The sequence below is a fragment of the Pseudoalteromonas gelatinilytica genome (assembly GCF_001641615.1).
Classification (GTDB): domain Bacteria; phylum Pseudomonadota; class Gammaproteobacteria; order Enterobacterales; family Alteromonadaceae; genus Pseudoalteromonas; species Pseudoalteromonas gelatinilytica.
On the sequence record NZ_LRRU01000022.1, the window covers coordinates 94,952 to 116,973 of the forward strand.

Consider the following 22,022-nt stretch of genomic DNA (forward strand, 5'->3'; position numbering starts at 1 on the left):
TAGCTGAAATATCAGCGATTAACAGCCAGTTGCTTTGTTTGTATTACCACATCCATAAAGCGGCGCTGCCAAATGGCCTTAAAAGCTTTGTTGAACAGGTATAAAAAAATCAACGGCATTAATAACAGTTTTAAAATCAGCAGTGACAAGATATTCAAAAAGTCGATAAATAAGTCTTCGACGGCAGCTACCATATTGCTAATGCCAGAGGTGACGGTGTCTATAATTTTACTCACTTGAGACGATTGGTCTTGATTGAGTGATGCGTTAAGGTTTTCTAGTTGTTCGTTTAAGGCGTCTTTGTCAAGATTCAGCTGTCTTTGCTGGTTTAGTACTGCATTAAACTGCGCTGTTAATTGCTGCTTTTTATCAAGTAATGGCTTGGCTTGTTCAAGCTCAGTAAAGGTCAGTCGCTCAGACAAGCTGCGAGTTGCTTGAATCGCTTCTATTTGGCTATCAACCTCTGCCAGCTTAACTTTGAGTTCTGTCGCTTGCTGGTGGTTTTTTATCTGCTGCTCATTTAATAGCGAGAGCTTGTCGAAGATGGTTTGTTTTTCATTATCGACCTCGGCCTTTAGCTTGGCAGATAGGGCAGAGGTATTATTTGCACTGCTATTCACCGTCTCGACTTTTTCGCTCACCAGTTCACTTTGCTGGTTTATTTGCTCATCTAAGAATATTTGACTAACAAGGCCTGTTGTAAGCACCACAGCAGGCACTAAAAAGCGAATTAAAATTAAGCTCGCCATAATCTTATGACGTAAGTTAGGAAAATAGTCACGCCATTCACATATAAAGTAAGCGACGACCGAAACAGTAAAAACACCACTAAAAATAACCCCAGAAGAAATGGTGTATAAAATGCGCTGTAAAAATAACGAGCCTATTGCAAGGCGCATAGCATCTGACATGTATTCAGCTAGGTCATTTACTGGGTCGAGTAGTTGTGCAGGTTGAATACTCGCAATACCAATGCCCACTTCGGCTGATTGCAATAGCGATATAGCAGCATTAACTGTACGAGAAGAAGCGTACACTAAGGTTGATTGTACAAGGGCGCTGTCGATAAAGCGCATAATGAAATGGTTATAATGCTCTAGCCAACAAAGAAGTAGCAGTATTGTAAGAGATAAATACTTGATAATATGTTGTTTAGTTAGCATAACGCCCCCGACAGTTAGTACGCTTGTTCACGCTACACTATTCATAGCCGTTGAAGCAATCTAATAGGATTGAATTATTTTGCTGATTAACTGTCTATGAATTGCTATTCATCGCTTTAGAGGAAATATGAAAGAACCTGCATCAATTGGCCAGTGCTGTATTGAAGATTTAGATCCCGTGCAAGACTTAGGTCGCTTAGTCTCTTATTTACGTTCAAATCTGGTGACTCATCTTGATAATGCGTTAGAGGATAAAGAGTTAACCTCGGCTCAGTACATTGTGGTTGTGCTACTTGCACGCGGTAAAGTAAATACCTTGGCTGAGCTGTGTGAGCACATGGTGTATGACCGCGGTGCCATGAGTCGGTTACTTTCTCGTTTAGAAGACAAGGGCTTAGTTGCTAAAAAGCAGTCAGTTGAAGATCGCCGTTCAACTCTTTTATGCCTCACAGAAAAAGGCCAACAGCTTTACCCAGAAATTTTACCCACTGTAAATGATATCTATCGCAAAGCACTCACAGGCTTCTCTGATGATGAGCAAAAGCAACTCGCAAGCTTGTTGTTTAGAGCAATTCATAATTTAAAAGCATAAATTTCTCTAAGCGGTACATTGTCGCTGAAGGTTCATTTTGATAATATAGTTGCCTAGGCATTTAATTTTAACAAGTCCGGATTGTTATGTTTGAATCATCTTTGCTTGCGCAGCTTCACGCTCAATTTCCAGCTCATCAATTTAGCCCAGAAGGTTTGTCGGTTGTTCACACAGGCCGCTTTGCCAATGCCATTGTTTATCGTTATAAAGACGCGAAATTTGATTTAATTATTAAAGATTTTCAGCACAGCCCATGGTGGGTGAGAAAAACCATCGCGCCGCTTTTTATCAATCAAGAGTACAAAGGGCTGGCACGCCTGCAAGACGTAGACGGAGTGGTCGATAACTTTTGCCGTTTGTCATCAATTGCCATTGCTTATGATTTTATTGAAGGCACGCCACTTCGCCAGCTTGCCTTGCAACAGCAGCATTTACCGAGTGATTTCTTTAAAGAGTTTGAGCGTTTGGTCGCAAAAATGCATCGCCGCGGGGTGGTGCACCTCGACTTACGTAATTTGGGAAATGTGATTTGTTCAAAAGATGGCAAGCCATACATTATTGATTTTCAGTCAGCGATTCGCTTTGCACGCTTTCCGCGCTGGTTACAGCGTTTTATGCGTGGTGCCGATATGAGTGGGGTTTATAAGGCGTGGCAGAAGTTAGCCAATGACTCGTTACCGCAAACAAAGGCGGATTATTTGCACGACTTTAATCATGTGCGTAAGCGTTGGATTTTTAAAGGTTACCCGATTCAACGTGCCTATTTGTGGTGTAGCGGGGCTGTAACTCAGATTCTTAATTCTGACTTTATTCGCAGTATTTTAGATAGATTGTAAAAAGCGCGTTTGCACGCGCTTAGTGGGGAGAACTAGTATTTAGGCCAGCCGTTCGCATCCCAATTCAGGGTGCTGATGAGCAATTTAGGGGTGCCATTATCACCTGCATCATAGGCATGACGAACAATCACATCGGTATTTAAAATGTCTTGTCCACCTGGACCTACCCATTGGCTATTACCCGCATCAAGAATGCTACCGCCGCTAGCTAGCATGTCGGTGCCATTTTTATCTAGGTATGGACCGCGGATGTCACTAGAGCGGCCGTACGCAATGCGGTAAGTGCTATTCGTGCCGTCGCAGCATTTGCCAACCGACACAAACAAATAGTAGTAACCTTGGCGATACACGATGGTAGGTGCTTCGATACCACCTGAGCGACTTGCTAAAGAGTAGATTTGGCCAAATGGTTTCATGGTCATAGGGTTAATTCGCGTTAGTTTAATACCCGAATTCCATGAGCCAAAGGCAAGCCAAGGTGCACCATCTTTTGCCACCACAAGATCAGGGTCAATAGCGTTGTAATCATTGCTATTAGTCGTGTTAATGACTAAACCATCATCACGCCAATCACCGGTTGCTACACTGCTTGCTGAGGTAAGGCCAATAGCACTGACACGTGAACCAAAGGTCGAAATAGCATAATAGAGCCAGCTGCGGCCGTTGTAGCTTTTTAATTCAGGCGCCCAGACATCAATTCCATCATGATCTGGCACATAGTTACTCCACCAGCTTAAACCATTTGAAAAAATTGGTAGGGCATCATTCCAATCAACACCGTTGCTTGAATATTTTCCGTAAATACCAGGTCCTGTTTGAAAAACCCACCAAGTGCCATTTTCATAGCCAAGGGTTGGATCGTGAGTGACTAAACTACCTGTTAGTGGCCAGTGGTTTGCAGCGCCATTGCTCGTTGATGGATCCCAAGGGGTTGATTCAACATTAGCAAGCTTAGTTAGCTGCCATTGCTGCGCATCGCTGCCGTTGTAGCTCCACTGGCTAATATTTGCGCCATCGTTGCCATCAAAAGCATATAGGTCAAGAGCCTTACCACTGTGATCGTTAATAAAGCTGTAATAGCCGCTACCTTCCTCATTAATTTGCCAGTGTTGGCTGGCAAGATTAGCGTACTCATATTGCACCACATTGCCGCCATCGGCGGTCGAGAAGTCAAACACCTCTAGGGCTTTACCACTATTTAAGTTAATAACCGAATAGTTGCTGCCACCTATGTTGGTGATTAACCAGCGCTGGGTGTCGTGATTAGTGTCAGCCCACTGACTAACATTCGCACCGTCGTTGGTTTGCGCGCTGGCTACTTCAACAAACTTGGCACTGTACTTTGATTTAATGGTGTATACGCCATTGTCAATCGCATAAGCACTGGGCAGTATGAGGGTTGTTGCCAAGCTGAGCGCAGCTAGCGCTTTTTTTGAAAGTATCATTGTGTCTCCAAATCATTGTTATTGAGCTTTCCTTGTGTGTTTTGCTCCATGGATGAGTTTTGATCAACACCATCCCTATTAAGAGGATTGCTGCAAATGAAAACTATTTATAATACTTTATTATATTATTACTTTTGTAAAGGTGATCGGTAAAAATAATTAACAAAAATTTTACCTTTAACTATTTTGAAAGGGACTTTAGTATTTAGCTGAGATACAAAAAAGCCACTCAGTGAGTGGCTTTCGGATGTTATTGAGTAATAAACTGGCTGGGAATATCCCATTTGAGTGTATGAAGTTGGCCTTGCCAAGTTTGGATGGTGATCCACAATTTATCATCAGCTGAGATGGTTTCAGGGGCTATCGCGTGGGCATGCTGGCCATGATTGGTGCCATGCATTATGCCTTCTTCATCTTTAGCAAACTCAGTCAGTGGTAAAGGTGCTTGGCCAATATTTAAATACGCCTGACGAACATTGCTTATGTCACCTTGATTAAAGGCGATAAAGAAATCTTTAACATACTCATTGTGGTGTGAATACGGGGCGTCTTCATTAAGTGGCATTGGAGCGATTTTAAATTCGCCCGCTTGTTGTTCTTGCCAAAGAGCAGGAAACTGAGGGTTTAATGACTGATAAATAAACCACACAGGCAAAGCCAGTACCACAGCATGTAAAACATACTTTTTACGTTGCCACCAAGTTGCTTGTAAACGAGCCATTAGTTTGCCTCCTGAACGTTATTCACTGGCGCAGCTTGGCGCGCTTTTACAGGTTTGTTATTTACTAATTTTGCGGCGTACATCATAAAACCAGTGATCGACATACCACTTAAAATCAAACCAAAGATAAACCAAATAACTTTTGTCCACAGACCGCCAATATTACCGTAATGCAGCGGATCGGCGATATGCGAAAGGGTAAGTAGTCCCGACATGGTTTCTGGGCTCTTGCTTGCTGCAATTTCACCTGTCCAAGGATTGATTGAAGTTGAGTAAGCGTAGTTATCGTAGAAAATAGTATCGCCACTGCCCATGATATTAAACATGCCGCGGTTATGCTCTGGCAGCATCACATAGCTAGGTTTGAAATCTGGGTATTTCTCTTTGGTAATAGCCAGTGCCGCTTTTAAGTCGGTTGGCGGTGTTTGTTTATCCGCAGGTAAAGTTGACACTGCCACGAGCGGTGCGTGCTCTTCAATGTCTATTTCGTTATGCCACATGATGGCTTGCACCAAATACCACAGACCTGTAAGTGCCATTACTGCCATAAACCAAATTGACCAAACACCACTTAGGGTATGTAAATCTTTTAGAAAGGTTTTTTTACCTTGGTTAAAACGTAGTTTCGGCTGACTAAATGCGCGCCAAAAGTTTTTATAAATCACTAAGCCTGTTACTAGTGCACCTAAAATAACAAAAGCCATAGCGCTGACGAGGTAGTAACCTACGCTGTAACCTTCTTGCCAAGGGAAGAATAGCCAGCCGTGTAGGGTACGCATAAACTCAATGAATGAGATAGTGTCATTAACCGCTTGTACTTCGCCTGTGTATTGATTGACGTAAGCCACAGCGTAAGGTTTGTCGGTATCAGTGAAAATAACCGCATTAACCAAGTAAGGCTCATAAGTGAGTACACTCATTACATCGGCAGTCGGGTAGGCTTTTTCAACGCTATTAATAACTTGATCAACACCAAGGGCTGGTAAATCATTCGGGTTGTTTGCGCGTGCTTCACTGTTGGTCAGCCAAGTAAGCTCATGGCTTATAACAGATACAGTACCTGTGACGCAGATAAAGCAAAATAGCACCCATACTGGGAGCGAAAACCAACCATGCAGTTGGAACCAAAGACGTTTACTCATGGTAAAAATAGTCCGACGTTAATTGATGATAGTAATTGTTATCATTTAAATTGTACTACAATCTTTTGAACAAACACAATCTCTGTCGACGAGCTGCAAAAAAGGCGCTTTAAGCGCCTTTATCATTAGTTTGATTGAGGGTAACAATTCGTTGTGGGAAAGGAATTTCGATATCCGCTCCTTGAATTGCTTTAAATACATTGCGGTTCACTGCTAATTTGGTCTCAATAATTTTGGTGGTTGGCACCCAAAAGCGATAGCTCAAGGTAACACCGCTTTCAGCAAAGCGCTCAATACCGACTTGTGCATGAGGAGAGTCACTAACTAGTTCATGCTCGTCTAACACTTTTTCGATAAGCTCAATAGCGAGGTCTGCATTGGCATCATAGGCGATGTCTATTTCACCTTTAACTAATGAATAGCTAAACGAGTTATGTAAAATCTCACCAACAATATGTTTGTTAGGAATGGTGATTTCGACTTTTTCTTCGTTAATCAGAATTGTGTGACCAAGCTCAATGGTTTTAACTTGCCCACTCACGCCTTTTACTTCAATAGTATCGCCAACAACAAATGGCCTTGTTGCAATGATAGCAAGGCCCGCACCGTAGTTTGAAAGCATGCCTTGCATTGCTAAACCAGCACCGAGTGATGCAGCACCAATGGCAGCGACAAATGGGGTAACGCTAATGCCAATTTTGCCAAGGGCAATAACCAAGAACATAATGATCAGCAATACTTTGATGACATTACTGACAAAGTTGGTGAGGGTAATATCGATATTGTGACGCTGCATGAGACCTGCAACCATATTCGATACTTTTTGCGCAATCCATAAACCAATAAATAGAATTAAGATGGCACCTAAAATTTGCATACTGTAGGTGACCAAATATTCCATAATCAGATTGTAGTATTTTTCGACTTGCTGAATTTCTGAGTCAATCATGTGTTTTCCTAACAAGGTTACTGCGAATTCTGACTATACCAGAACATGCTGAATAACAGGATAAAGTATCGGCACTATTATCGCGCTGAGTAGCGCACTTAATGCCATCGCCACAGAGGCAAAGGCACCGGCTTTTGGCTGATCGCTAATTAATGATGCTGTGCCAATGGCATGACAAGCGGTACCAATGGCAACACCTTTTGCTTGTGCATTGCGGATATTGATAAGCGAGAAAATCAAATTACCAAATATAGCCCCAAGTACGCCAATAAAAATCACCATGGCTGCTGCTAAAGAAGGTATGCCGCCTAGCGACTCTGTTACTAACAAGGTGATGGGGGTAGTGACAGACAAACTTGCTAAAGATGCGCTTAGCTGTGCAGGGGCTGCAAAAAAATAACATATTAGCGAGGCGACTAAGGTGGCATTCATCACCCCTAAACTACAACTTATAAGGATTAGTAGCAGGTTCTTTTTGACATGGATAAATTGCTGATAAAGCGGTAAAGCCAATGCCACAATGGCAGGCTCAAGTAACCAGCTTAAAACTTTACTGTGCTCGGCAAAAGGCTCATAGGGGAGCTTAAGCGCCACTAACAACGCTGCAGTTAACACAATTGCCCAGCACACAGGATTACTAAGCGCTTTAGCCGTAGCGTGCTGGGTTTTCGCGTTTAAAAACCGCAGAACTAAGAAAAGTACAATAATGCACGGGACGCTGAGCCACCATAAACTAACTGTCATTTTCACGGCCCTTAAAATAGGTGATAACAGTGCCTATGAGTAAAACACTGGTCAGTGGCACGACAATAAAAATAGTCAGTAATAAAGGCCAGTTCTGCGAAATTAAACCTAGGTGCTCAATAATGCCAACCCCAGCAGGGATGAAGAACAACGGCATGTAATTAAGTAAAGGGCTGGCTGTTGGTTTTAAATGTTGTTCTTTTACGAGGCCCGTTAATAGTAGCATGAGCAGTAACACCATACCGAGTAACGGGGCAGGGAAAGAGCTTTCAAGCAAAGCCGTTAAAAACTTGGCAACGGCTAAGCAGGTAAGAATAATGACACTACTGATAAGGTATTTCATAAGTCAGGATAATTGCGAATAAAGTACAACTACATCATACCCTTGTCAGTTGTACTATGCGACTTTAGCTTACCATGATTTGGCATTATTAAACTGAATATCCTCTGCGCCTTTCGCCTTTGCAATCGCTTTTTTAGTATTTGGATTCATCAGTAAGCGAATTTGACTCCAGGTTTCTTTAGCGAGAATCTTGCGTTGCTGTGAACGGTAGCTTTGCTGAGTAATTCGTTTAATTGCAGCAAGGGTATCCGGCGAGCGCGCCATGAGGGTTTCTAGTACAGCATCGGTTTGTTTATCAACGTCATCAGTGAGTTGTGTAACTAAGCCATACTCTTTTGCGTCTTCAGCCGAGACCGGCCCTGCATGACTTGCCAACCAAAGTGCTTGGTCACGCTTCATTAAGCCAGCAAGCACCACGTTAGCTCCCATATCAGGACACAAGCCCCAACGCGCTTCCATGATCGCTAATTTAGCGTTTTTATCGACGATGCGGTAATCAGCACCGAGTGCGATTTGCATACCGCCACCAAAGCAGTGTCCGGTTACTTTTGCAATCACCGGAATACTTAAGTCTTGCCAACCTAGCACTACTTTTTGCGCTAAGTTTTGGTTTCCTGGTAACCACTTGAATAAAAGCTTGATGATATTGCTTGGCTTTTTCATTACCGCAGCAACATCCAGTCCAGAGCAAAAGTGTTCGCCTTCGCCAGAGATAACCACCGCACGTAAGCTGCGATCGCGTTTAATTTTTTTGATTACGTTTGAAAGCTCGACAAACATGGCAAAACTGAGCGCATTTTGTTTCTCTGGACGAGCAAGGCTAACCCATGCGACTTGTTGTTTTATTTCTAGTTTTATCATGGTAACTCCTCTGACCTGTTTGCTAGAGCTTACGAGTTAATTACAACTAAGTAAAGAATTGCTGATGTGTCGCAAGGAATCATTATATTTTCCAAAAATGGGTAACCTTGTCATATATTTAGTTACAAATTGGTGTATATTTTTAAAACAAAGATGCTAGTTCATCGCTAGTTTGATTTTGTGATTAGTTAGATACTTTCGCAAAATCCCATGACACGACTAGACTTAGCTTTAAGTCGCGCTACAAGGAGTAAATATATGCTGATGCGCAAAACAGCTCGCATAACAAAACAATCATCTCGTTCTTTGGCTTTTGCTGCAATTTCTGTAGCATTAACAACCACATTGGTTGGCTGTTCAGATGATAAAGCACAACAACAAGCTACGCCGCCACCGGCTGTATCAGTATTTAATGTCGTCACACAAGAAGTTGGTAATTACCGAGAATTTGTTGCTCGCACTGAAGCATTCCAAGAGGTTGCGATTAGAGCCCGTGTTGAGGGTGAACTCATTGAACGCCACTTTAATGAAGGCTCATCGGTTGAAAAAGATCAGCTCTTACTGCGTATTGACCCATCTGAGTACCGCTCGACTGTGTCAGAAGCTGAAGCTGATTTAAAAAGTAAAATTGCCGCAGCAGGCGCCGCTGAACGTGATTTAAAGCGTGGTAAAGATGTGGCAGCGCAAGGTTTTATTTCGCAATCAGACCTCGATAAACTAACCACTAATTTTGAGCAAACCACTGCAGCGGTAAAAGCCGCAGAGGCTGAGCTTGAAAAAGCGAAACTCAATTTAGGGTATACCGAAATTCGAGCGCCGTTTGCAGGGCGCATAGGTAAAGTAAACTATGACGTGGGAAATATTGTCGGCCCATCATCCAATGAACTAGCAGAGCTGACCGATGTCGACCCAATTTATGTGAGCTTTCAGGTTGAAGAAGCTGACTACATCTCTTATCGCCAAAATCATCAAGCACCGTCAGATAAAGACCCTCGTGATGTGCCTATTGATTTAACTTTACGCTTACCGAACAACTCGACTTTCGCTGATAAAGGCGTACTTGATTTTGCTGATACCAAAATTAACCGTAATACAGGCACGGTTGAACTTAGAGCTGCATTCGATAACCCAGATGGCATTGTCATGCCGGGCTTATTTGTCACCTTGATCGTTGAAAGCACCAATAAACAAGACTTGGCACTCATTCCTCAAGTAGCGGTACAAGAAAACCAGCAAGGTAAGTTTGTGCTCGTTGTTGATGACGAAAACAAAGTGGCTATGCGGATTGTTAAACTTGGTCGTCGTATTAATGCGATGTGGGTGGTTGAGTCAGGCTTAGAGGCTGGTGAAAAAGTCATTATTGAAGGTTTACAAAAAGTTCGCCAAGGCGCTGAAGTGAAAGCTGTTGAAAAAAATGTCGATGAAACAACCGGCACTATTTCTAGCAAAGCTAACTCTTAGGAGTGAGATATGATCAGTAAAACTTTTATATCTCGCCCAAAATTTGCCTTGGTAATTTCGATTGTTATTACCATTGCGGGTTTAATTTCAATGGCTTTACTGCCAGTGAATATGTACCCGCAAATTACCCCTCCGCAAGTTCAAATTAGTGCCAGTTACCCAGGTGCAAGTGCGCAAATAGTTGAAGAGTCGGTGATCCGGCCCATTGAAGAGCAGGTTAATGGTGTTGAAGATATGATGTATATCGAATCAACATCGTCGAATAACGGCACGGCCAACATAACTGTGTATTTTAAGGTCGGCACAGATACAGATATTGCCCAAGTTAACGTACAAAACCGTGTGGCACTTGCTGAAGCAGGCTTACCTGAGGAGGTTAAGCGCCAAGGTGTGTCGGTTAAGAAAAAATCGAGCTCGATGCTACTTGGTATCAACTTGTACTCTAACCAAGAAAATATCGACGCTATTTTCTTAAGCAACTATTCAACCAACTACTTAACCGAGCCTCTTGGCCGTATAAATGGAGTTGCATCTGCTGAGGTAATGGGGGAGCAAACCTATTCAATGCGCTTGTGGTTACGCCCAGATCGAATGGCATCACTGGGTTTAACTGTGTCAGAGGTTCAAGCCGCGCTACAAGAGCAAAATACTATCGTAGCAGCAGGTAAGCTGGGGGCTGCCCCCTCAGCACCGAGCCAGCAATTTGAATATTCGATTCAGGCAAAAGGGCGCTTAAAAACCCCTGAAGAGTTTGGTCAAACTATTATTCGCTCGAGTAAAGATGGTAACTTTGTGCGCCTGCACGATATTGCCCGTATTGAATTAGGTGCAGCAAGCTACAGCACAACAGCAAAGTTAAACCAGCAAGACACTGCATTTATAGTTATTTATCAGCTAACAGAAGCGAATGCGACGCAAGTTGCCAACGATGTAAAAGCACGTATGGCAGAGCTGGCTAAACAGTTACCTGATGGTGTTGAGTACTCAATTCCTTATGACACGACAGAGTTCATTAATCGCTCGATTGATGAAGTGGTTGTCACCCTTGTCCAAGCGGTGGGCTTGGTTATTTTAGTGGTATTTTTATTCTTACAAAATTGGCGCGCTACGCTCATTCCAACGGTGGCTATTCCGGTATCTTTGGTGGGGACTTTCGCGTTTATGATGATGATGGACTACTCCATCAACTTAATCACCTTGTTCGGTTTAGTGCTTGCAATAGGTATCGTAGTAGATGATGCCATTATTGTTATTGAAAACGTTGAAAGAATACTAAAAGAAGAAAAGCTACCAATTAAAGAAGCGGTTACCAAAGCGATGGAGCAGGTATCGGGGCCAATAGTGGCAACGACCTTAGTATTGCTTGCGGTGTTTGTGCCAGTAGGCTTTATGCCGGGAATAACCGGGGAGCTTTATAAGCAATTCTCGGTGACGATTTCTTTTGCGGTACTCATTTCATCTTTAAACGCACTGACATTAAGCCCTGCATTGTGTGCTTTATTGTTAAGCGAAAAGGCCATGAAGCCGATTAAGTGGTTAGCCCCGTTTGAAAACATCATTACCCGCTCAACCAATGGTTACAGTAAAGTTATTAACTTTATCCTCAAACGTACAGCGAGAATGGCACTGTTTGCGGTGGTTATTTTTGCTGCTGCAGGGTGGCTAGTAAAAACAGTGCCTACAGGCTTTGTACCAGCAGAAGACCAAGGCTTTCTTTTTGTTGATGTGCAATTACCTGATGCCGCAGCAAGCGGTCGTACCCAAGAAGTGATGCACAAGCTGGGGGATATTGTTAAAAATGAACCAGCGGCAACCGATTTTATTGCGGTTTCTGGTTTCTCATTACTCGGCGGTGCGGGTTCTAATAATGCGCTTGGTATCGTGGTACTCAAAGATTGGGAAGAGCGAACCAGCCCTGAGCTTGGTTTACGTGCTGTATTAACCCGTTTAATGGGGCAGTTTTGGGCAATGCCAGATGCGCAAATCATGGCCTTTAATCCGCCTGCAATTCCGGGGCTTGGTAACAGTGCTGGTTTTGAGTTTAGATTACAAGACAGTGAAGGGCGTGAGCCTGCTGAGCTTGCTCAAGTATTAAATGGCTTAATTTATGAAGCAAACCAGCGTCCAGAGCTTTCAAATGTTTACAGTACATTTAGAGCGAATGTGCCGCAGTATTTCCTTGAAATTGATCGCAATAAAGCAAAGGCTCAAGGGGTGGCGCTTAGCGATATTTTCTTAACCTTACAGGCGCAACTCGGCTCGTTATACATTAATGACTTTAACCAGTTCAGCCGTACTTACCGCGTTATCATGCAGGCAGAAAGCCGTTTTCGTCAAAACCCAGCAGATTTACAGTACTACTATGTACGTAATGATGAAGGGGCAATGGTGCCGCTCACTACATTAGCTAAACTTGAGCCAATCCTAGGTCCTACAAGCTTAACGCACTTTAACTTATACCGCAGTGCAAGCATTAGCGGACAACCGGCAGCGGGTTATGCCAGTGGTGATGCGATTAAAGCGATGCAAGAGTTGGCCGAGCAATTACCAACAGGCTACGTGTATGAGTGGGCTGGGCAGTCTAAACAGGAGATTGAAGCGGGTAACATGGCGCCAATCTTATTTGGTTTAGCGGTGGTGTTTGTGTATCTATTCTTAGTAGCGCAATACGAAAGCTGGACAATTCCGTTCTCGGTCATTGCAGCAGTGCCGCTGGCGTTATTTGGTGCCATGCTTGCGTTGTATGTGATTGGTATGGAAAACAACATCTATGCACAGGTTGGTTTAGTGCTACTGATTGGCCTTTCCACTAAAACTGCTATCTTGATTGTTGAATTTGCTATGGAAGAGCGCGCGGCAGGGAAAGGTATTTTTGAAGCGGCCCTCAACGCGGCAAAATTACGATTTAGAGCGGTATTGATGACGGCACTGTCGTTTGTGCTTGGCGTATTACCGCTGGTGTTTGCAAGTGGCGCAGGGGCGGGTAGTCGTATATCGCTCGGTATTACCGTGTTATTTGGGATGTTAGCGGCAACCATTTTTGGTACTTTGCTTGTTCCGCTATTTTATACGCTCGTGCAATCAATGCGCGAAAAAATAAAAGGCACAGCAACCACAGAGTAAAAAGTCTTATAAATTACAAAAAAGTCAGGGTAACCTGGCTTTTTTTTTGGTAAAAATCAAAACAGGTTTGTTATCATAGCCAGATTCAAAAGTGACACACATGTGCAGAGGTTTAAGGAATGGCTGGTCCACGCTTATACAGTGAAGAAGAAGTAACACATCAGGCGTATGATATCTTTTTAGAGTTAGCACCTGATAACTTAAGCGAGCAAGATATTGCTGATTTTAACGAGCACAGAGAAGAGCTAGGTTTTATTGAAGAAAGTGAGCCTGACGATCAGTGGCAAGATTTTGTCGCATTAGAAATTGAACCTGAGCTATTTGTGCAAGTCTTAGTAGGACTTGAATTCGACAATCAAGATATTTTGTTTGCGAAAATTTTAATTAGCCGAGACAAAGATGCACCGTTTTGCCACATTCTTTGGAAAGATAGCGAATAACTCTCCAGCCAATGTTTGACTCTAGTTTTAAGACCATAAAACGAATTTTTTTGGCCGCCTTGCTTGTTAGCAGTGGGCAGGCTTTTGCTGTTGATCCGTTTGAAGACTTTCACGAATACGGGCAGCTATCAGAAGAAGAGATCCATCAAATCCATAAAGGCGAATTGCTATACGGAGATATGGAGTTTGGTTTTATGGTAAGCCGTGGCAATACCAACTCAACCAGCTTCAAACTCAAAGGTAACCTTTATCAAGATTTTGAAAAATGGCGTAACCAATTTAAGCTCGATACCTTATATAAACGTGACCGCAACGAAGAAACCGGCGATGAAGAAGTTTCTGCTGATCGTATTTTCGTGTCAGGCCAAGGTAACTATAAGCTAAATGTAAAAAGTGAGTCATTTTTCATTTATGGTGACTACGAGCGAGATAAATTTAGTGGTCTTGAGTTTAAGAGCACCATAGCGACGGGTTACGGTAACCGTATTTACCAAGGCAGTAAAAATAAAGTCGATATCGATGTGGGGCCGGGTTTATATCGCTCAGTGGCGGATCAAGATACAGCCACTGAAGAAGATGAAACAAAAACAGGTTACCTGCTTCGTTTAGCGCTGCAGTGGGAACGGACAGTCTCCACTCGTACTCGCTTTAATCAAGATGTGAGTTATGAACAATCGTTATCGGGATTAAACTCGCGTTTAAAATCAGAAACGTCATTGATCAGCAAAATTATGGGTGATGTATCACTCAAATTTACCTATATGTATCGCTATAACTCAAAACCAGAGGAAGATAAGCTCAAATACGATTCTGAGCTGAGTGCGACCTTTGTTTATAGCTTTTAAGAGAATCTCTTCGTATGTATCAACATAAGCAGTACGCTATTTTTATCTTTGTAATCTTAGGCTGGATAGGCGCTTTTATTGCCTTAGCTTGGAATTTAATTGGCGCCGATATACCTCTTATGGTGTTTAGCGCAATTCTAGTGCTGGTGGGCTTTTTGTTCCATGGCTTAACAATAAAAGTAAGTGATAAAACGGTAAGTTGGGCATTTGGGCCAGGTGTGTTTGGTAAAACCGTTAGCTTTGATGAGATTGAGTCTGTTCGAGCGGTAAGTAACTCATTTCGTCATGGTGTAGGCCTGCGCATTACGCATGATGGGTGGGTTTATAGTGTTTCAGGGTTCAGTGCAGTCGAACTGGCAATGAAAGACGGTACACACTACCGTTTAGGAACCAACGACCAAGAAGGTTTACTGGCTGCGCTTAGAGAGCATATTGCTGAACCAGAGCCAGCACTGGATGCACAGAAAGCAGCTGAATAAGCACTGAGATATAAAAAAAGCGCCAATGGCGCTTTTTTTATAGTCATGGTTTAGTGGCTGTGACCACAACCACCTTCACCGTGCACATGACCATGTGCTAATTCTTCTTCAGTTGCATCACGCACTTCTAGCACTTCAACATCAAAATGTAGGGTAATACCTGAAAGAGGGTGGTTACCATCTACAATAACGTCTTCGTCTTGAATTTCGATGATCATCACTGATTGATCACCGTCATCTGTCGTAGCGCGGAACTGCATACCCACTTCAATTTCCATACCTTCAAACATTGATTTTGGTACGGCTTGCATTAGATCATCATGGCGCTCACCATAGCCTTGCTCTGGTTCAACAGTAACGCTGAATGTATCACCCGCTTCTTTACCTAATAGCGCATTTTCGAGGCCTGGAATTAAGTAACCCGTGCCAACGATAAACACCAGTGGCTCACCATCGAAAGAATTGTCGATGGTATTTTTGTTATTATCCAATACTGAATAATGCATTTTTACCACTTTGTTTGCTGCTACGATCATAGTCATTCCTATTTATTCATCTTCGAGAGAGTAAGGCAGAGCTTGAATTGATAACTCTACCTGAGGGAGGTGTTTAACTCGTAAAATCTGACCAGCTTCATTGTCGTTTGGGAGCACAATCAGACCCATTAAAGTTTGCGTCTGTTGATTATAACTTTGGCTGATAAGCTTGCCAGCACGGCGCCAGTTTTCGCCTAGTTGAGTTTCGAGTTCAAGCTCATCAAGTAAACCATCTGCTTTACCAGATACGATATACATAGCGCGTTTATTTTTGCCTAAGTATTTCATGCGGGCGACAGTTTCTTGCCCTGTGTAGCAGCCTTTTCTAAAGCTGATACCACCGAGCGCTTGCAAGTTAACCATTTGCGGCACGTACTCGCCAACTGCGTCACTATTTAACGATGGCTCACCTGCTGCAATAGCAGCCTGTTGCCATAGCGCGTCATCATCAAGGGCTGTAACGTTATCAGGCAAACTAAACTCATCATTTACCATAAGTAATACGCGGTTATCAGCTAGCTTTAACGCTTTACCGCCAGCAAAATCGACAGCGCTGTGCTCATCGTCAAATTTAATTGCTAAGGCGTCTAAAGTCGCTGTTAGGTCATCGCCTAATAAGCCAATTAGCTGATTTTCGCATTGCTGAATTTCTACTTGCGAAAATACCGCATATTTTTTTAACTCGACTAGTGATTGCTCAACTTCAGGTTTTGAACCTGCAAGGTAATAGCTATCAAGATATGAAAACAATCTAAACACACCCCAAAGCTTGCCTTTTGCATTACAGTGACCAGCCCATAGGAAGTTTTCATTATTTAGTTTGTTGATATCTTGAGTAATTTGTCCGTGAAGGTAAGACAACTTATCTTTGCCTGTTAGGCTGATAAGTGAATGAGATAAAGGACATGCGTAAACAGTCGACATAAAAACCTTCTTTACGATATGAATGAGCGCTAATGATAACTTAGTTAGGGTAGCAATTTAAATAGCTGTTTATTCGATGGCAATTTGGTAAACTGCAGACAAATAAGTACGAGGTTTAAAATGACTGAAATTCACAGTAAAGAACGTATTCGTTGGGCATGCCGTCGCGGTATGTTAGAACTTGATGTTTTATTTATGCCATTCGTTGAAGAAGCGTTTGACTCACTAACAAAAGAGCAACAAGCAGTATTTCAACGCTTACTTGAAAGCGATGATCCTGATTTATTCGCTTGGTTTATGGGCCACGAAGAGTGTAAAGACCCTGAACTTAACGGTATGGTCTCGTTAATTTTAGACCGAGTTCGTGTATAGATTTACCGTTACAAATAATACCCCAGACCACAAACCCTTTGTGGTCTTTTTTTGCTTGATAGCCATCATTTTATGTTTTGCTTATCAGCATATTATCGCTCAGCTGTTGGCATGTTTATGCTGTCTTATCATCGCCGTTATTAGCTTCAAAAAAGTCCAACAGTCACAACCTGAAAAGGGTGTTGTCATCTTAGAGCAAACGGATCTTAGGTTTGCAAGCGACACAATTAACATGCAAGGCCAGATAACGGCTAAAAGTTATGTGTTTGCTAATTTTGTTGTGCTGAGGTTAGCTGGGTTTTATCAATCACACTGGCTGATTATAAGCGCAGCCAGTGTTGATGAAGTGAGTTATTCGCGTTTAAAGCGCGCGATTATTGCAGTGCAGCAACCGAATTAGGGGTTAATATTGTCGGCGTTGGGTTTTCGTTTTGCTCAGGGTAATCAATCGTGTAATGAAGACCACGGCTTTCCTTACGCTCAAGGGCACTGCGAATAATCAGCTCTGCAACCTGTACTAGGTTTCGAAGTTCTAATAAGTTATTTGTCACTCTAAAGTTCGCGTAATAGTCGTGAATTTCTTGCTGCAGTAATTCAACGCGGTGAAGTGCACGCTCTAAGCGTTTTGTTGAGCGCACAATACCCACGTAATCCCACATAAATAGTCTTAATTCATGCCAGTTGTGAGTAATAACGATTTCTTCGTCTGAGTTCGTTACGCGGCTTTCATCCCACTGCGGCAGAGCTTCAAGAGCTGGGCTTGCATCGATTTTGCTTAAAATATCTTTCGCTGCGGCATGGGCAAACACGATACATTCGAGTAACGAATTACTCGCCATACGATTTGCGCCATGTAAACCTGTGTAAGCCACTTCGCCAACCGCATAAAGGTTGTCTAAATCTGTACGGCCGTTAAAGTCAGTCATAACACCGCCACAGGTATAGTGTGCAGCCGGCACCACAGGAATGGCTTCTTTCGTAATGTCGAGGCCAACACTTAAACATTTGGCGTAAATAGTCGGGAAGTGCTCAATGATAAAATCTTTATCTTTATGGCTAATATCCAGATACACGCAGTTAGCACCAAGGCGTTTCATTTCAAAATCGATAGCGCGAGCAACGATATCGCGTGGAGCAAGCTCTTCGCGCTCATCAAAGTCTTTCATAAAGCGAGTGCCATCAGGGCGTTTTAAATACGCACCTTCACCGCGCATTGCTTCTGTGATCAAAAAGTTTTGCAGCTCTGGGTGATATAAACTCGTCGGGTGGAATTGGTTAAATTCCATATTGGCAACACGGCACCCTGCACGCCATGCCATTGCAATACCATCACCACTCGATACATCAGGGTTAGAGGTATATAAGTACACCTTGCTTGCGCCACCCGTTGCAAGTGATACAAACTTGGCAGCGATAGTTTCAACTTTTTTGTCAACACAGTTCCACACATATAAACCATGAATGTGTTTGCCTTTTTTACCTAGGCTTTTATCGCTGATCAAATCAATCGCATTATAGTTTTCTAATAGGGTGATATTAGGGTGTGCTTGCACTTGGCTAATTAAAGTTGTTTGCACAGCTCGGCCAGTTGCATCGGCAGCATGCAAAATACGGCGATGACTATGGCCACCTTCGCGAGTTAAATGAAAACGCTCTTTACCTTTTGAATCAAATTCCATATCAAAAGGCACACCTTGCTCAATCAGCCACTTTAAACATTTTTTAGCATTGCTCGCTGTGTAGTGAACCGCATCACGGTCACACAAGCCACCACCAGCATCGAGTGTATCTTCAACATGCGATTCAATGCTGTCATTCTTTTTATCAAATACTGCTGCAATACCACCTTGAGCATATAAGGTAGAACCTTCGGTTAATGCGCCTTTACTAAGGACCGTCACTTTACAATGGTTAGCAAGCGATAAAGCAAGAGAAAGGCCTGCGGCGCCGCTGCCAATGATAGCGACATCAGTAATGTGATGTTTATTTTGGTTCATGTCTGTGGTCTTTGCGGTTACAATGCTCGGCTAGTAGTGCCAAAAGTTTGAGCAAATAAATTTTTATGTGGTATACGTATATGTACCATATTTGCTTTAACACTATTAGTCATTTTAATACGTTATACCAATCTTATTAGTTTTATCGTCACATAAACAGTTTATTGTGAGCTGTTTTGAGCTGTGAAGTTTACTGACGCTGTATTGAGATAACCGTTGATTTTTCAGCAGTTATTAGGATTGTCGTGTAATAAGATTGGTATGACTCAATTTATTTGCGTGCTATTTTATAAAAAAATCATTTTAAACTGAACTTTTATATTCATGGTGCAGTCAGAGTTTGTGTAAACAATGGCGAGTATATGAATAGCAAGCAAGAATCAAACAGAGGAGTACCGGCTCGAATGAGCGAGCAGGATTTGGATTTAGCGCTAGTTAAAAGGGTCCAGCAAGGAGATAAAAACGCCTTCAACCTATTAGTTAGAAAATATCAGAATAAAATTGCAGGTTTGATTTCACGTTATGTATCAAACCAAGGTGATGTTGCTGATGTCGCACAAGAAGCCTTTATTAAAGCCTACCGTGCATTGCCTAACTTTAGAGGGGATAGCGCCTTTTATACTTGGTTATACCGTATCGCCGTAAATTGTGCTAAAAATTACTTAGTTGCGCAGGGCCGTAAGCCCCCAGCTAACGATGTTGATGCTGAAGAAGCAGAATTTTATGACAGTGCAGATGCAATGCGTTCAAACGCATCGCCAGAAAACCTGTTATTAAGTGACGAAGTACGTGCTGTAATTTTTAATACGATTGATAGTTTGCCTGAAGATCTAAAAACCGCGATTACCCTTCGTGAAATTGAAGGTATGAGCTATGAAGAAATAGCCGTGGTTATGGATTGCCCTGTGGGAACGGTGCGTTCACGTATTTTCCGTGCCCGTGAGGCGATTGATAATAAATTGAATCCATTAATAGGTGAGTCTTAGTATGACAAAAGCAGACGTTAACAAGTTGGATAATGAGCAGTTATCCGCGTTACTTGACGGCGAGCAGCAGTTAACTGATCAAGCGATCACAAACGACGATGTGTCTACATTTGGTCGTTACGCAATGATTGGTGATGTAATGCGTGCTGAGGCAAATAATAACGCTTTTAACTTTGACATTGCAGATGCAGTGGCTGAAGCACTTGAGCAAGAACCTGTTTACGCTGATTTCGCGAATAAAACAACGGCACCAAAAAGCGAAGAAATCGTGGCGGCAACAGGCACAGATAACGTGGTAGCATTTAATTGGCGTCGTCCATTTGCCCAAGTGGCCATTGCTGCAAGCGTTGCTATGTTTGCGATTGTGGGCGTACAAACTTTGCCACAAAACACCGAAGCGCCACAAAATGACATTCCAACCTTACAAACAGTGCCGTTAACCGGTATGGCTTCTCCTGTAAGTTACTCATCTGAGCAACCTGCATTAGAAAACGCTCAGCAAGGTTTACGTGAATTACAACAGCAACGTATTGGTGCGTTAGTTCTTGAACACCAACGTCAAGCGCGTGTTGCATATTCGCTAGAAGAATCGCAAACTGCAGATAATGCAGAAGAGGAAAAAAACTAATTAAATGAAAGTTTTTACTTTTATTTTGTCGCTGGTATTAACGGCCCCTGCCATTGCCAGCGACGAAAATCCCGCCAAAACATTATTACATGATATGGCTACGGCCGTTCATACTCGCAATTTTGACGCATCGTTTGTGGTTGTAAAAGGCCAAGCGATGGAGCCGTACCGCTGGCTACATGCAAAACAGGATGATATTGAGCTAGAACATTTAAGTTTACTAAATGGTGCTGGTCTTGAAATGGTTCGCGTTGATGATCAAGTTACTTATTTTGAACCGCATTCAGAGCCTTACTCAGTTAAAACAGATTCTATTGCCGGACCTATTCCTGAAGTACTTTTTAAAGATATCGATAGATTAAGTGCCCATTATGATTTTGTACTGGGTGGAAAAGGTCGTATTGCAGGGCGCTCTGCACAGTTAGTGCGTATCGAATCTAAAGATGAATACAAGTACAACTATTGGATTTGGCTCGATACTGAGTCTTCGTTGTTACTTAAATCAGCCTATGTAAATCACAAAGGTGAGATGCTAGAGCAATTACAGCTAACTCATATTAGCGTTACCGAGCAACCTGCGCCGATGTTAGTTGAGATGCAAAACCGTGAGTTTCCTGCGGTGCTTTCAACCAATGATATTGCCAGTGATAGCGACGGCGCAGCAAATGATTGGAAAATTGGCTGGCTCCCTGATGGCTTCAAACTGTTAAAATCAGACCGCCATAAACTCGACCTAAACAATGAACTTGCTGACTATTATTTATATTCAGATGGGTTTGTTGAAGTGTCTGTTTTTATTCAAAGACCACTACCAGGTAAACGTGCAAGTGGCGCGTTATCATCGGGTGCAACAACGGTGTATGTGCACAATGGTGGTAGCTTTGATGTATCGGTTGTTGGTAATATCCCTGCTATGACAGCCAAAGCTATAGCTGAGTCGGTAGCGCGACCTCTTTAAATCATGATTGAACAAACACTCACTGTCGTGTCGGTTAAAGGCACGACAGCGAATTTAGAAGCCGAACAAAAGCAGGCCTGTGCCGGCTGTAATGGTCGCTGTGGTTCGCAAGTTTTTGCCAAACTGTTTGGCACAGCCAAAAAAACCTTCCCTTATACCTTTGATACAGAGCTACAAGTAGGTCAAAAAGTAACCTTGGTACTTGATGATAGCCATTTGGTCAAACATGCTATGGCTGTTTACATGTTGCCGCTGTTATTCAGTTTGGGTTTTGCTTTAATCGCATTTGCGGCATTTTCGCTAACCGAAGGCTGGCAAATTTTAGCGGCTGTGATCGGCGGTTTAACAGGCTATGCAATAGCAAAATCAAGGGTTAAGAGCCTTAAACATGATATTAAAGTAATAAAAATTCACCCAATTACTATTCCTTTCACTCAAATAGATGGTGATTAAAGCCAATTAAATGTAAAATTGTCG

At 42.6% G+C, this 22,022-nt stretch carries 24 protein-coding genes; 13 read left to right on the forward strand and 11 right to left on the reverse strand.

The annotated features are described in order from the left end of the window. Nucleotides 1-11: 11 nt before the first annotated feature. Nucleotides 12-1,163 carry a hypothetical protein gene (locus tag NH153_RS17675; RefSeq protein ID WP_063706369.1) on the reverse strand — a complete coding sequence of 384 codons (1,152 nt, stop codon included), beginning with the start codon at nt 1,161-1,163 and terminating at the stop codon, nt 12-14. 127 nt (nt 1,164-1,290) lie between these two features. Here NH153_RS17675 and NH153_RS17680 point away from each other — a divergent pair, with 127 nt between their 5' ends. Both NH153_RS17680 and NH153_RS17685 read left to right on the forward strand, forming a co-directional pair. Further along, nucleotides 1,291-1,755, forward strand: coding sequence for a MarR family winged helix-turn-helix transcriptional regulator (locus NH153_RS17680; protein WP_054554315.1), 465 nt, complete (start codon nt 1,291-1,293; stop codon nt 1,753-1,755). An 86-nt stretch (nt 1,756-1,841) separates the two neighbouring features. Beyond that, complete coding sequence (locus NH153_RS17685) at nt 1,842-2,591, forward strand: RIO1 family regulatory kinase/ATPase domain-containing protein (RefSeq protein WP_063706372.1); 750 nt, start codon at nt 1,842-1,844, stop codon at nt 2,589-2,591. Nucleotides 2,592-2,623: 32 nt separating this feature from the next. On the opposite strand, the gene NH153_RS17690 is transcribed toward NH153_RS17685, so the two are convergent. From NH153_RS17690 to NH153_RS17720, 7 genes are all read right to left on the reverse strand, one after another. Next, nucleotides 2,624-4,036 carry a family 43 glycosylhydrolase gene (locus NH153_RS17690; protein ID WP_063706374.1) on the reverse strand — a complete coding sequence of 471 codons (1,413 nt, stop codon included), beginning with the start codon at nt 4,034-4,036 and terminating at the stop codon, nt 2,624-2,626. Nucleotides 4,037-4,286: 250 nt separating this feature from the next. Continuing rightward, entirely contained in the window at nt 4,287-4,757 is a 471-nt protein-coding gene (locus NH153_RS17695) for a PA2404 family protein (RefSeq protein ID WP_063706377.1), read from the reverse strand. Next, entirely contained in the window at nt 4,757-5,908 is a 1,152-nt protein-coding gene (locus tag NH153_RS17700; protein ID WP_105175283.1) for a PepSY-associated TM helix domain-containing protein, read from the reverse strand. The genes NH153_RS17695 and NH153_RS17700 overlap by 1 nt, the downstream gene beginning before the upstream one ends. 100 nt (nt 5,909-6,008) lie before the next feature. Beyond that, the gene (locus NH153_RS17705; RefSeq protein WP_054562265.1) at nt 6,009-6,848 is read right to left on the reverse strand and encodes a mechanosensitive ion channel family protein; all 840 of its coding nucleotides are present in this window, start codon (nt 6,846-6,848) and stop codon (nt 6,009-6,011) included. A 33-nt stretch (nt 6,849-6,881) separates the two neighbouring features. Further along, nucleotides 6,882-7,592 carry an LrgB family protein gene (locus NH153_RS17710; RefSeq protein WP_063706428.1) on the reverse strand — a complete coding sequence of 237 codons (711 nt, stop codon included), beginning with the start codon at nt 7,590-7,592 and terminating at the stop codon, nt 6,882-6,884. Beyond that, on the reverse strand, nt 7,582-7,935 hold the full coding sequence (locus NH153_RS17715; protein WP_063706430.1) for a CidA/LrgA family protein: 354 nt from the start codon (nt 7,933-7,935) through the stop codon (nt 7,582-7,584). The genes NH153_RS17710 and NH153_RS17715 overlap by 11 nt, the downstream gene beginning before the upstream one ends. A 69-nt stretch (nt 7,936-8,004) precedes the next feature. Further along, nucleotides 8,005-8,796 carry a crotonase/enoyl-CoA hydratase family protein gene (locus NH153_RS17720; protein WP_063706431.1) on the reverse strand — a complete coding sequence of 264 codons (792 nt, stop codon included), beginning with the start codon at nt 8,794-8,796 and terminating at the stop codon, nt 8,005-8,007. Nucleotides 8,797-9,054: 258 nt separating this feature from the next. Here NH153_RS17720 and NH153_RS17725 point away from each other — a divergent pair, with 258 nt between their 5' ends. The 5 genes from NH153_RS17725 (at nt 9,055) to NH153_RS17745 (ending at nt 15,144) form a co-directional block, all read left to right on the forward strand. Continuing rightward, nucleotides 9,055-10,257 (forward strand): efflux RND transporter periplasmic adaptor subunit, encoded by a 1,203-nt coding sequence (locus tag NH153_RS17725; RefSeq protein ID WP_240494387.1) that lies wholly within the window; start codon nt 9,055-9,057, stop codon nt 10,255-10,257. A 9-nt stretch (nt 10,258-10,266) separates the two neighbouring features. Then, on the forward strand, nt 10,267-13,380 hold the full coding sequence (locus NH153_RS17730) for an efflux RND transporter permease subunit (protein WP_063706433.1): 3,114 nt from the start codon (nt 10,267-10,269) through the stop codon (nt 13,378-13,380). A gap of 119 nt (nt 13,381-13,499) precedes the next feature. Beyond that, a complete protein-coding gene (locus NH153_RS17735) occupies nt 13,500-13,820 on the forward strand; it encodes an HI1450 family dsDNA-mimic protein (RefSeq protein WP_063706435.1) in 321 nt (106 codons plus the stop codon). A gap of 11 nt (nt 13,821-13,831) precedes the next feature. Further along, complete coding sequence (locus tag NH153_RS17740) at nt 13,832-14,665, forward strand: DUF481 domain-containing protein (protein WP_105175279.1); 834 nt, start codon at nt 13,832-13,834, stop codon at nt 14,663-14,665. A 14-nt stretch (nt 14,666-14,679) separates the two neighbouring features. Further along, nucleotides 14,680-15,144 (forward strand): hypothetical protein, encoded by a 465-nt coding sequence (locus tag NH153_RS17745; protein WP_063706437.1) that lies wholly within the window; start codon nt 14,680-14,682, stop codon nt 15,142-15,144. Between the two features lie 50 nt (nt 15,145-15,194). On the opposite strand, the gene NH153_RS17750 is transcribed toward NH153_RS17745, so the two are convergent. Both NH153_RS17750 and ygfZ read right to left on the reverse strand, forming a co-directional pair. Next, nucleotides 15,195-15,680 (reverse strand): FKBP-type peptidyl-prolyl cis-trans isomerase, encoded by a 486-nt coding sequence (locus NH153_RS17750; RefSeq protein ID WP_063706439.1) that lies wholly within the window; start codon nt 15,678-15,680, stop codon nt 15,195-15,197. Nucleotides 15,681-15,692: 12 nt separating this feature from the next. After that, on the reverse strand, nt 15,693-16,604 hold the full coding sequence (gene ygfZ / locus NH153_RS17755) for a tRNA-modifying protein YgfZ (protein WP_063706441.1): 912 nt from the start codon (nt 16,602-16,604) through the stop codon (nt 15,693-15,695). A gap of 120 nt (nt 16,605-16,724) precedes the next feature. Here ygfZ and NH153_RS17760 point away from each other — a divergent pair, with 120 nt between their 5' ends. Together NH153_RS17760 and NH153_RS17765 are read left to right on the forward strand one after the other, a co-directional pair. Next, a complete protein-coding gene (locus tag NH153_RS17760) occupies nt 16,725-16,976 on the forward strand; it encodes an FAD assembly factor SdhE (RefSeq protein ID WP_063706443.1) in 252 nt (83 codons plus the stop codon). 55 nt (nt 16,977-17,031) lie between these two features. Then, nucleotides 17,032-17,376 (forward strand): hypothetical protein, encoded by a 345-nt coding sequence (locus tag NH153_RS17765; protein WP_063707192.1) that lies wholly within the window; start codon nt 17,032-17,034, stop codon nt 17,374-17,376. On the opposite strand, the gene nadB is transcribed toward NH153_RS17765, so the two are convergent. Continuing rightward, entirely contained in the window at nt 17,351-18,973 is a 1,623-nt protein-coding gene (gene nadB, locus NH153_RS17770) for an L-aspartate oxidase (protein WP_063706445.1), read from the reverse strand. The two genes, NH153_RS17765 and nadB, sit on opposite strands and share 26 nt — an antisense overlap. A 404-nt stretch (nt 18,974-19,377) precedes the next feature. Between nadB and rpoE the strand changes: the two genes are divergently transcribed. The 4 genes from rpoE to NH153_RS17790 are packed head-to-tail and all read left to right on the forward strand — an operon-like array spanning nt 19,378 to nt 21,998. Beyond that, nucleotides 19,378-19,959 carry an RNA polymerase sigma factor RpoE gene (rpoE, locus tag NH153_RS17775; RefSeq protein WP_036969086.1) on the forward strand — a complete coding sequence of 194 codons (582 nt, stop codon included), beginning with the start codon at nt 19,378-19,380 and terminating at the stop codon, nt 19,957-19,959. 1 nt (nt 19,960) lies between these two features. Then, nucleotides 19,961-20,587 (forward strand): sigma-E factor negative regulatory protein, encoded by a 627-nt coding sequence (locus NH153_RS17780; RefSeq protein ID WP_063706447.1) that lies wholly within the window; start codon nt 19,961-19,963, stop codon nt 20,585-20,587. Nucleotides 20,588-20,591: 4 nt separating this feature from the next. Continuing rightward, nucleotides 20,592-21,545, forward strand: coding sequence for a MucB/RseB family sigma factor regulatory protein (locus tag NH153_RS17785; RefSeq protein WP_063706449.1), 954 nt, complete (start codon nt 20,592-20,594; stop codon nt 21,543-21,545). A gap of 3 nt (nt 21,546-21,548) precedes the next feature. After that, nucleotides 21,549-21,998, forward strand: coding sequence for a SoxR reducing system RseC family protein (locus NH153_RS17790; RefSeq protein ID WP_063706451.1), 450 nt, complete (start codon nt 21,549-21,551; stop codon nt 21,996-21,998). Nucleotides 21,999-22,022 lie beyond the last annotated feature (24 nt).

Excerpts from the sequence above, each read along its gene's own strand:
- NH153_RS17790 (WP_063706451.1), top strand. The coding sequence starts at position 21,549 with ATGATTGAACAAACACTCACTGTCGTGTCGGTTAAAGGCACGACAGCG.
- NH153_RS17780 (WP_063706447.1), top strand. The coding sequence starts at position 19,961 with ATGACAAAAGCAGACGTTAACAAGTTGGATAATGAGCAGTTATCCGCG.
- NH153_RS17695 (WP_063706377.1), bottom strand. The coding sequence starts at position 4,757 with ATGGCTCGTTTACAAGCAACTTGGTGGCAACGTAAAAAGTATGTTTTA.
- rpoE (WP_036969086.1), top strand. The coding sequence starts at position 19,378 with ATGAGCGAGCAGGATTTGGATTTAGCGCTAGTTAAAAGGGTCCAGCAA.
- NH153_RS17720 (WP_063706431.1), bottom strand. The coding sequence starts at position 8,796 with ATGATAAAACTAGAAATAAAACAACAAGTCGCATGGGTTAGCCTTGCT.
- NH153_RS17725 (WP_240494387.1), top strand. The coding sequence starts at position 9,055 with ATGCTGATGCGCAAAACAGCTCGCATAACAAAACAATCATCTCGTTCT.
- NH153_RS17685 (WP_063706372.1), top strand. The coding sequence starts at position 1,842 with ATGTTTGAATCATCTTTGCTTGCGCAGCTTCACGCTCAATTTCCAGCT.
- nadB (WP_063706445.1), bottom strand. The coding sequence starts at position 18,973 with ATGAACCAAAATAAACATCACATTACTGATGTCGCTATCATTGGCAGC.
- NH153_RS17690 (WP_063706374.1), bottom strand. The coding sequence starts at position 4,036 with ATGATACTTTCAAAAAAAGCGCTAGCTGCGCTCAGCTTGGCAACAACC.
- NH153_RS17675 (WP_063706369.1), bottom strand. The coding sequence starts at position 1,163 with ATGCTAACTAAACAACATATTATCAAGTATTTATCTCTTACAATACTG.
- NH153_RS17760 (WP_063706443.1), top strand. The coding sequence starts at position 16,725 with ATGACTGAAATTCACAGTAAAGAACGTATTCGTTGGGCATGCCGTCGC.
- ygfZ (WP_063706441.1), bottom strand. The coding sequence starts at position 16,604 with ATGTCGACTGTTTACGCATGTCCTTTATCTCATTCACTTATCAGCCTA.
- NH153_RS17735 (WP_063706435.1), top strand. The coding sequence starts at position 13,500 with ATGGCTGGTCCACGCTTATACAGTGAAGAAGAAGTAACACATCAGGCG.
- NH153_RS17680 (WP_054554315.1), top strand. The coding sequence starts at position 1,291 with ATGAAAGAACCTGCATCAATTGGCCAGTGCTGTATTGAAGATTTAGAT.
- NH153_RS17785 (WP_063706449.1), top strand. The coding sequence starts at position 20,592 with ATGAAAGTTTTTACTTTTATTTTGTCGCTGGTATTAACGGCCCCTGCC.
- NH153_RS17730 (WP_063706433.1), top strand. The coding sequence starts at position 10,267 with ATGATCAGTAAAACTTTTATATCTCGCCCAAAATTTGCCTTGGTAATT.
- NH153_RS17710 (WP_063706428.1), bottom strand. The coding sequence starts at position 7,592 with ATGACAGTTAGTTTATGGTGGCTCAGCGTCCCGTGCATTATTGTACTT.
- NH153_RS17750 (WP_063706439.1), bottom strand. The coding sequence starts at position 15,680 with ATGATCGTAGCAGCAAACAAAGTGGTAAAAATGCATTATTCAGTATTG.
- NH153_RS17740 (WP_105175279.1), top strand. The coding sequence starts at position 13,832 with ATGTTTGACTCTAGTTTTAAGACCATAAAACGAATTTTTTTGGCCGCC.
- NH153_RS17745 (WP_063706437.1), top strand. The coding sequence starts at position 14,680 with ATGTATCAACATAAGCAGTACGCTATTTTTATCTTTGTAATCTTAGGC.
- NH153_RS17715 (WP_063706430.1), bottom strand. The coding sequence starts at position 7,935 with ATGAAATACCTTATCAGTAGTGTCATTATTCTTACCTGCTTAGCCGTT.
- NH153_RS17705 (WP_054562265.1), bottom strand. The coding sequence starts at position 6,848 with ATGATTGACTCAGAAATTCAGCAAGTCGAAAAATACTACAATCTGATT.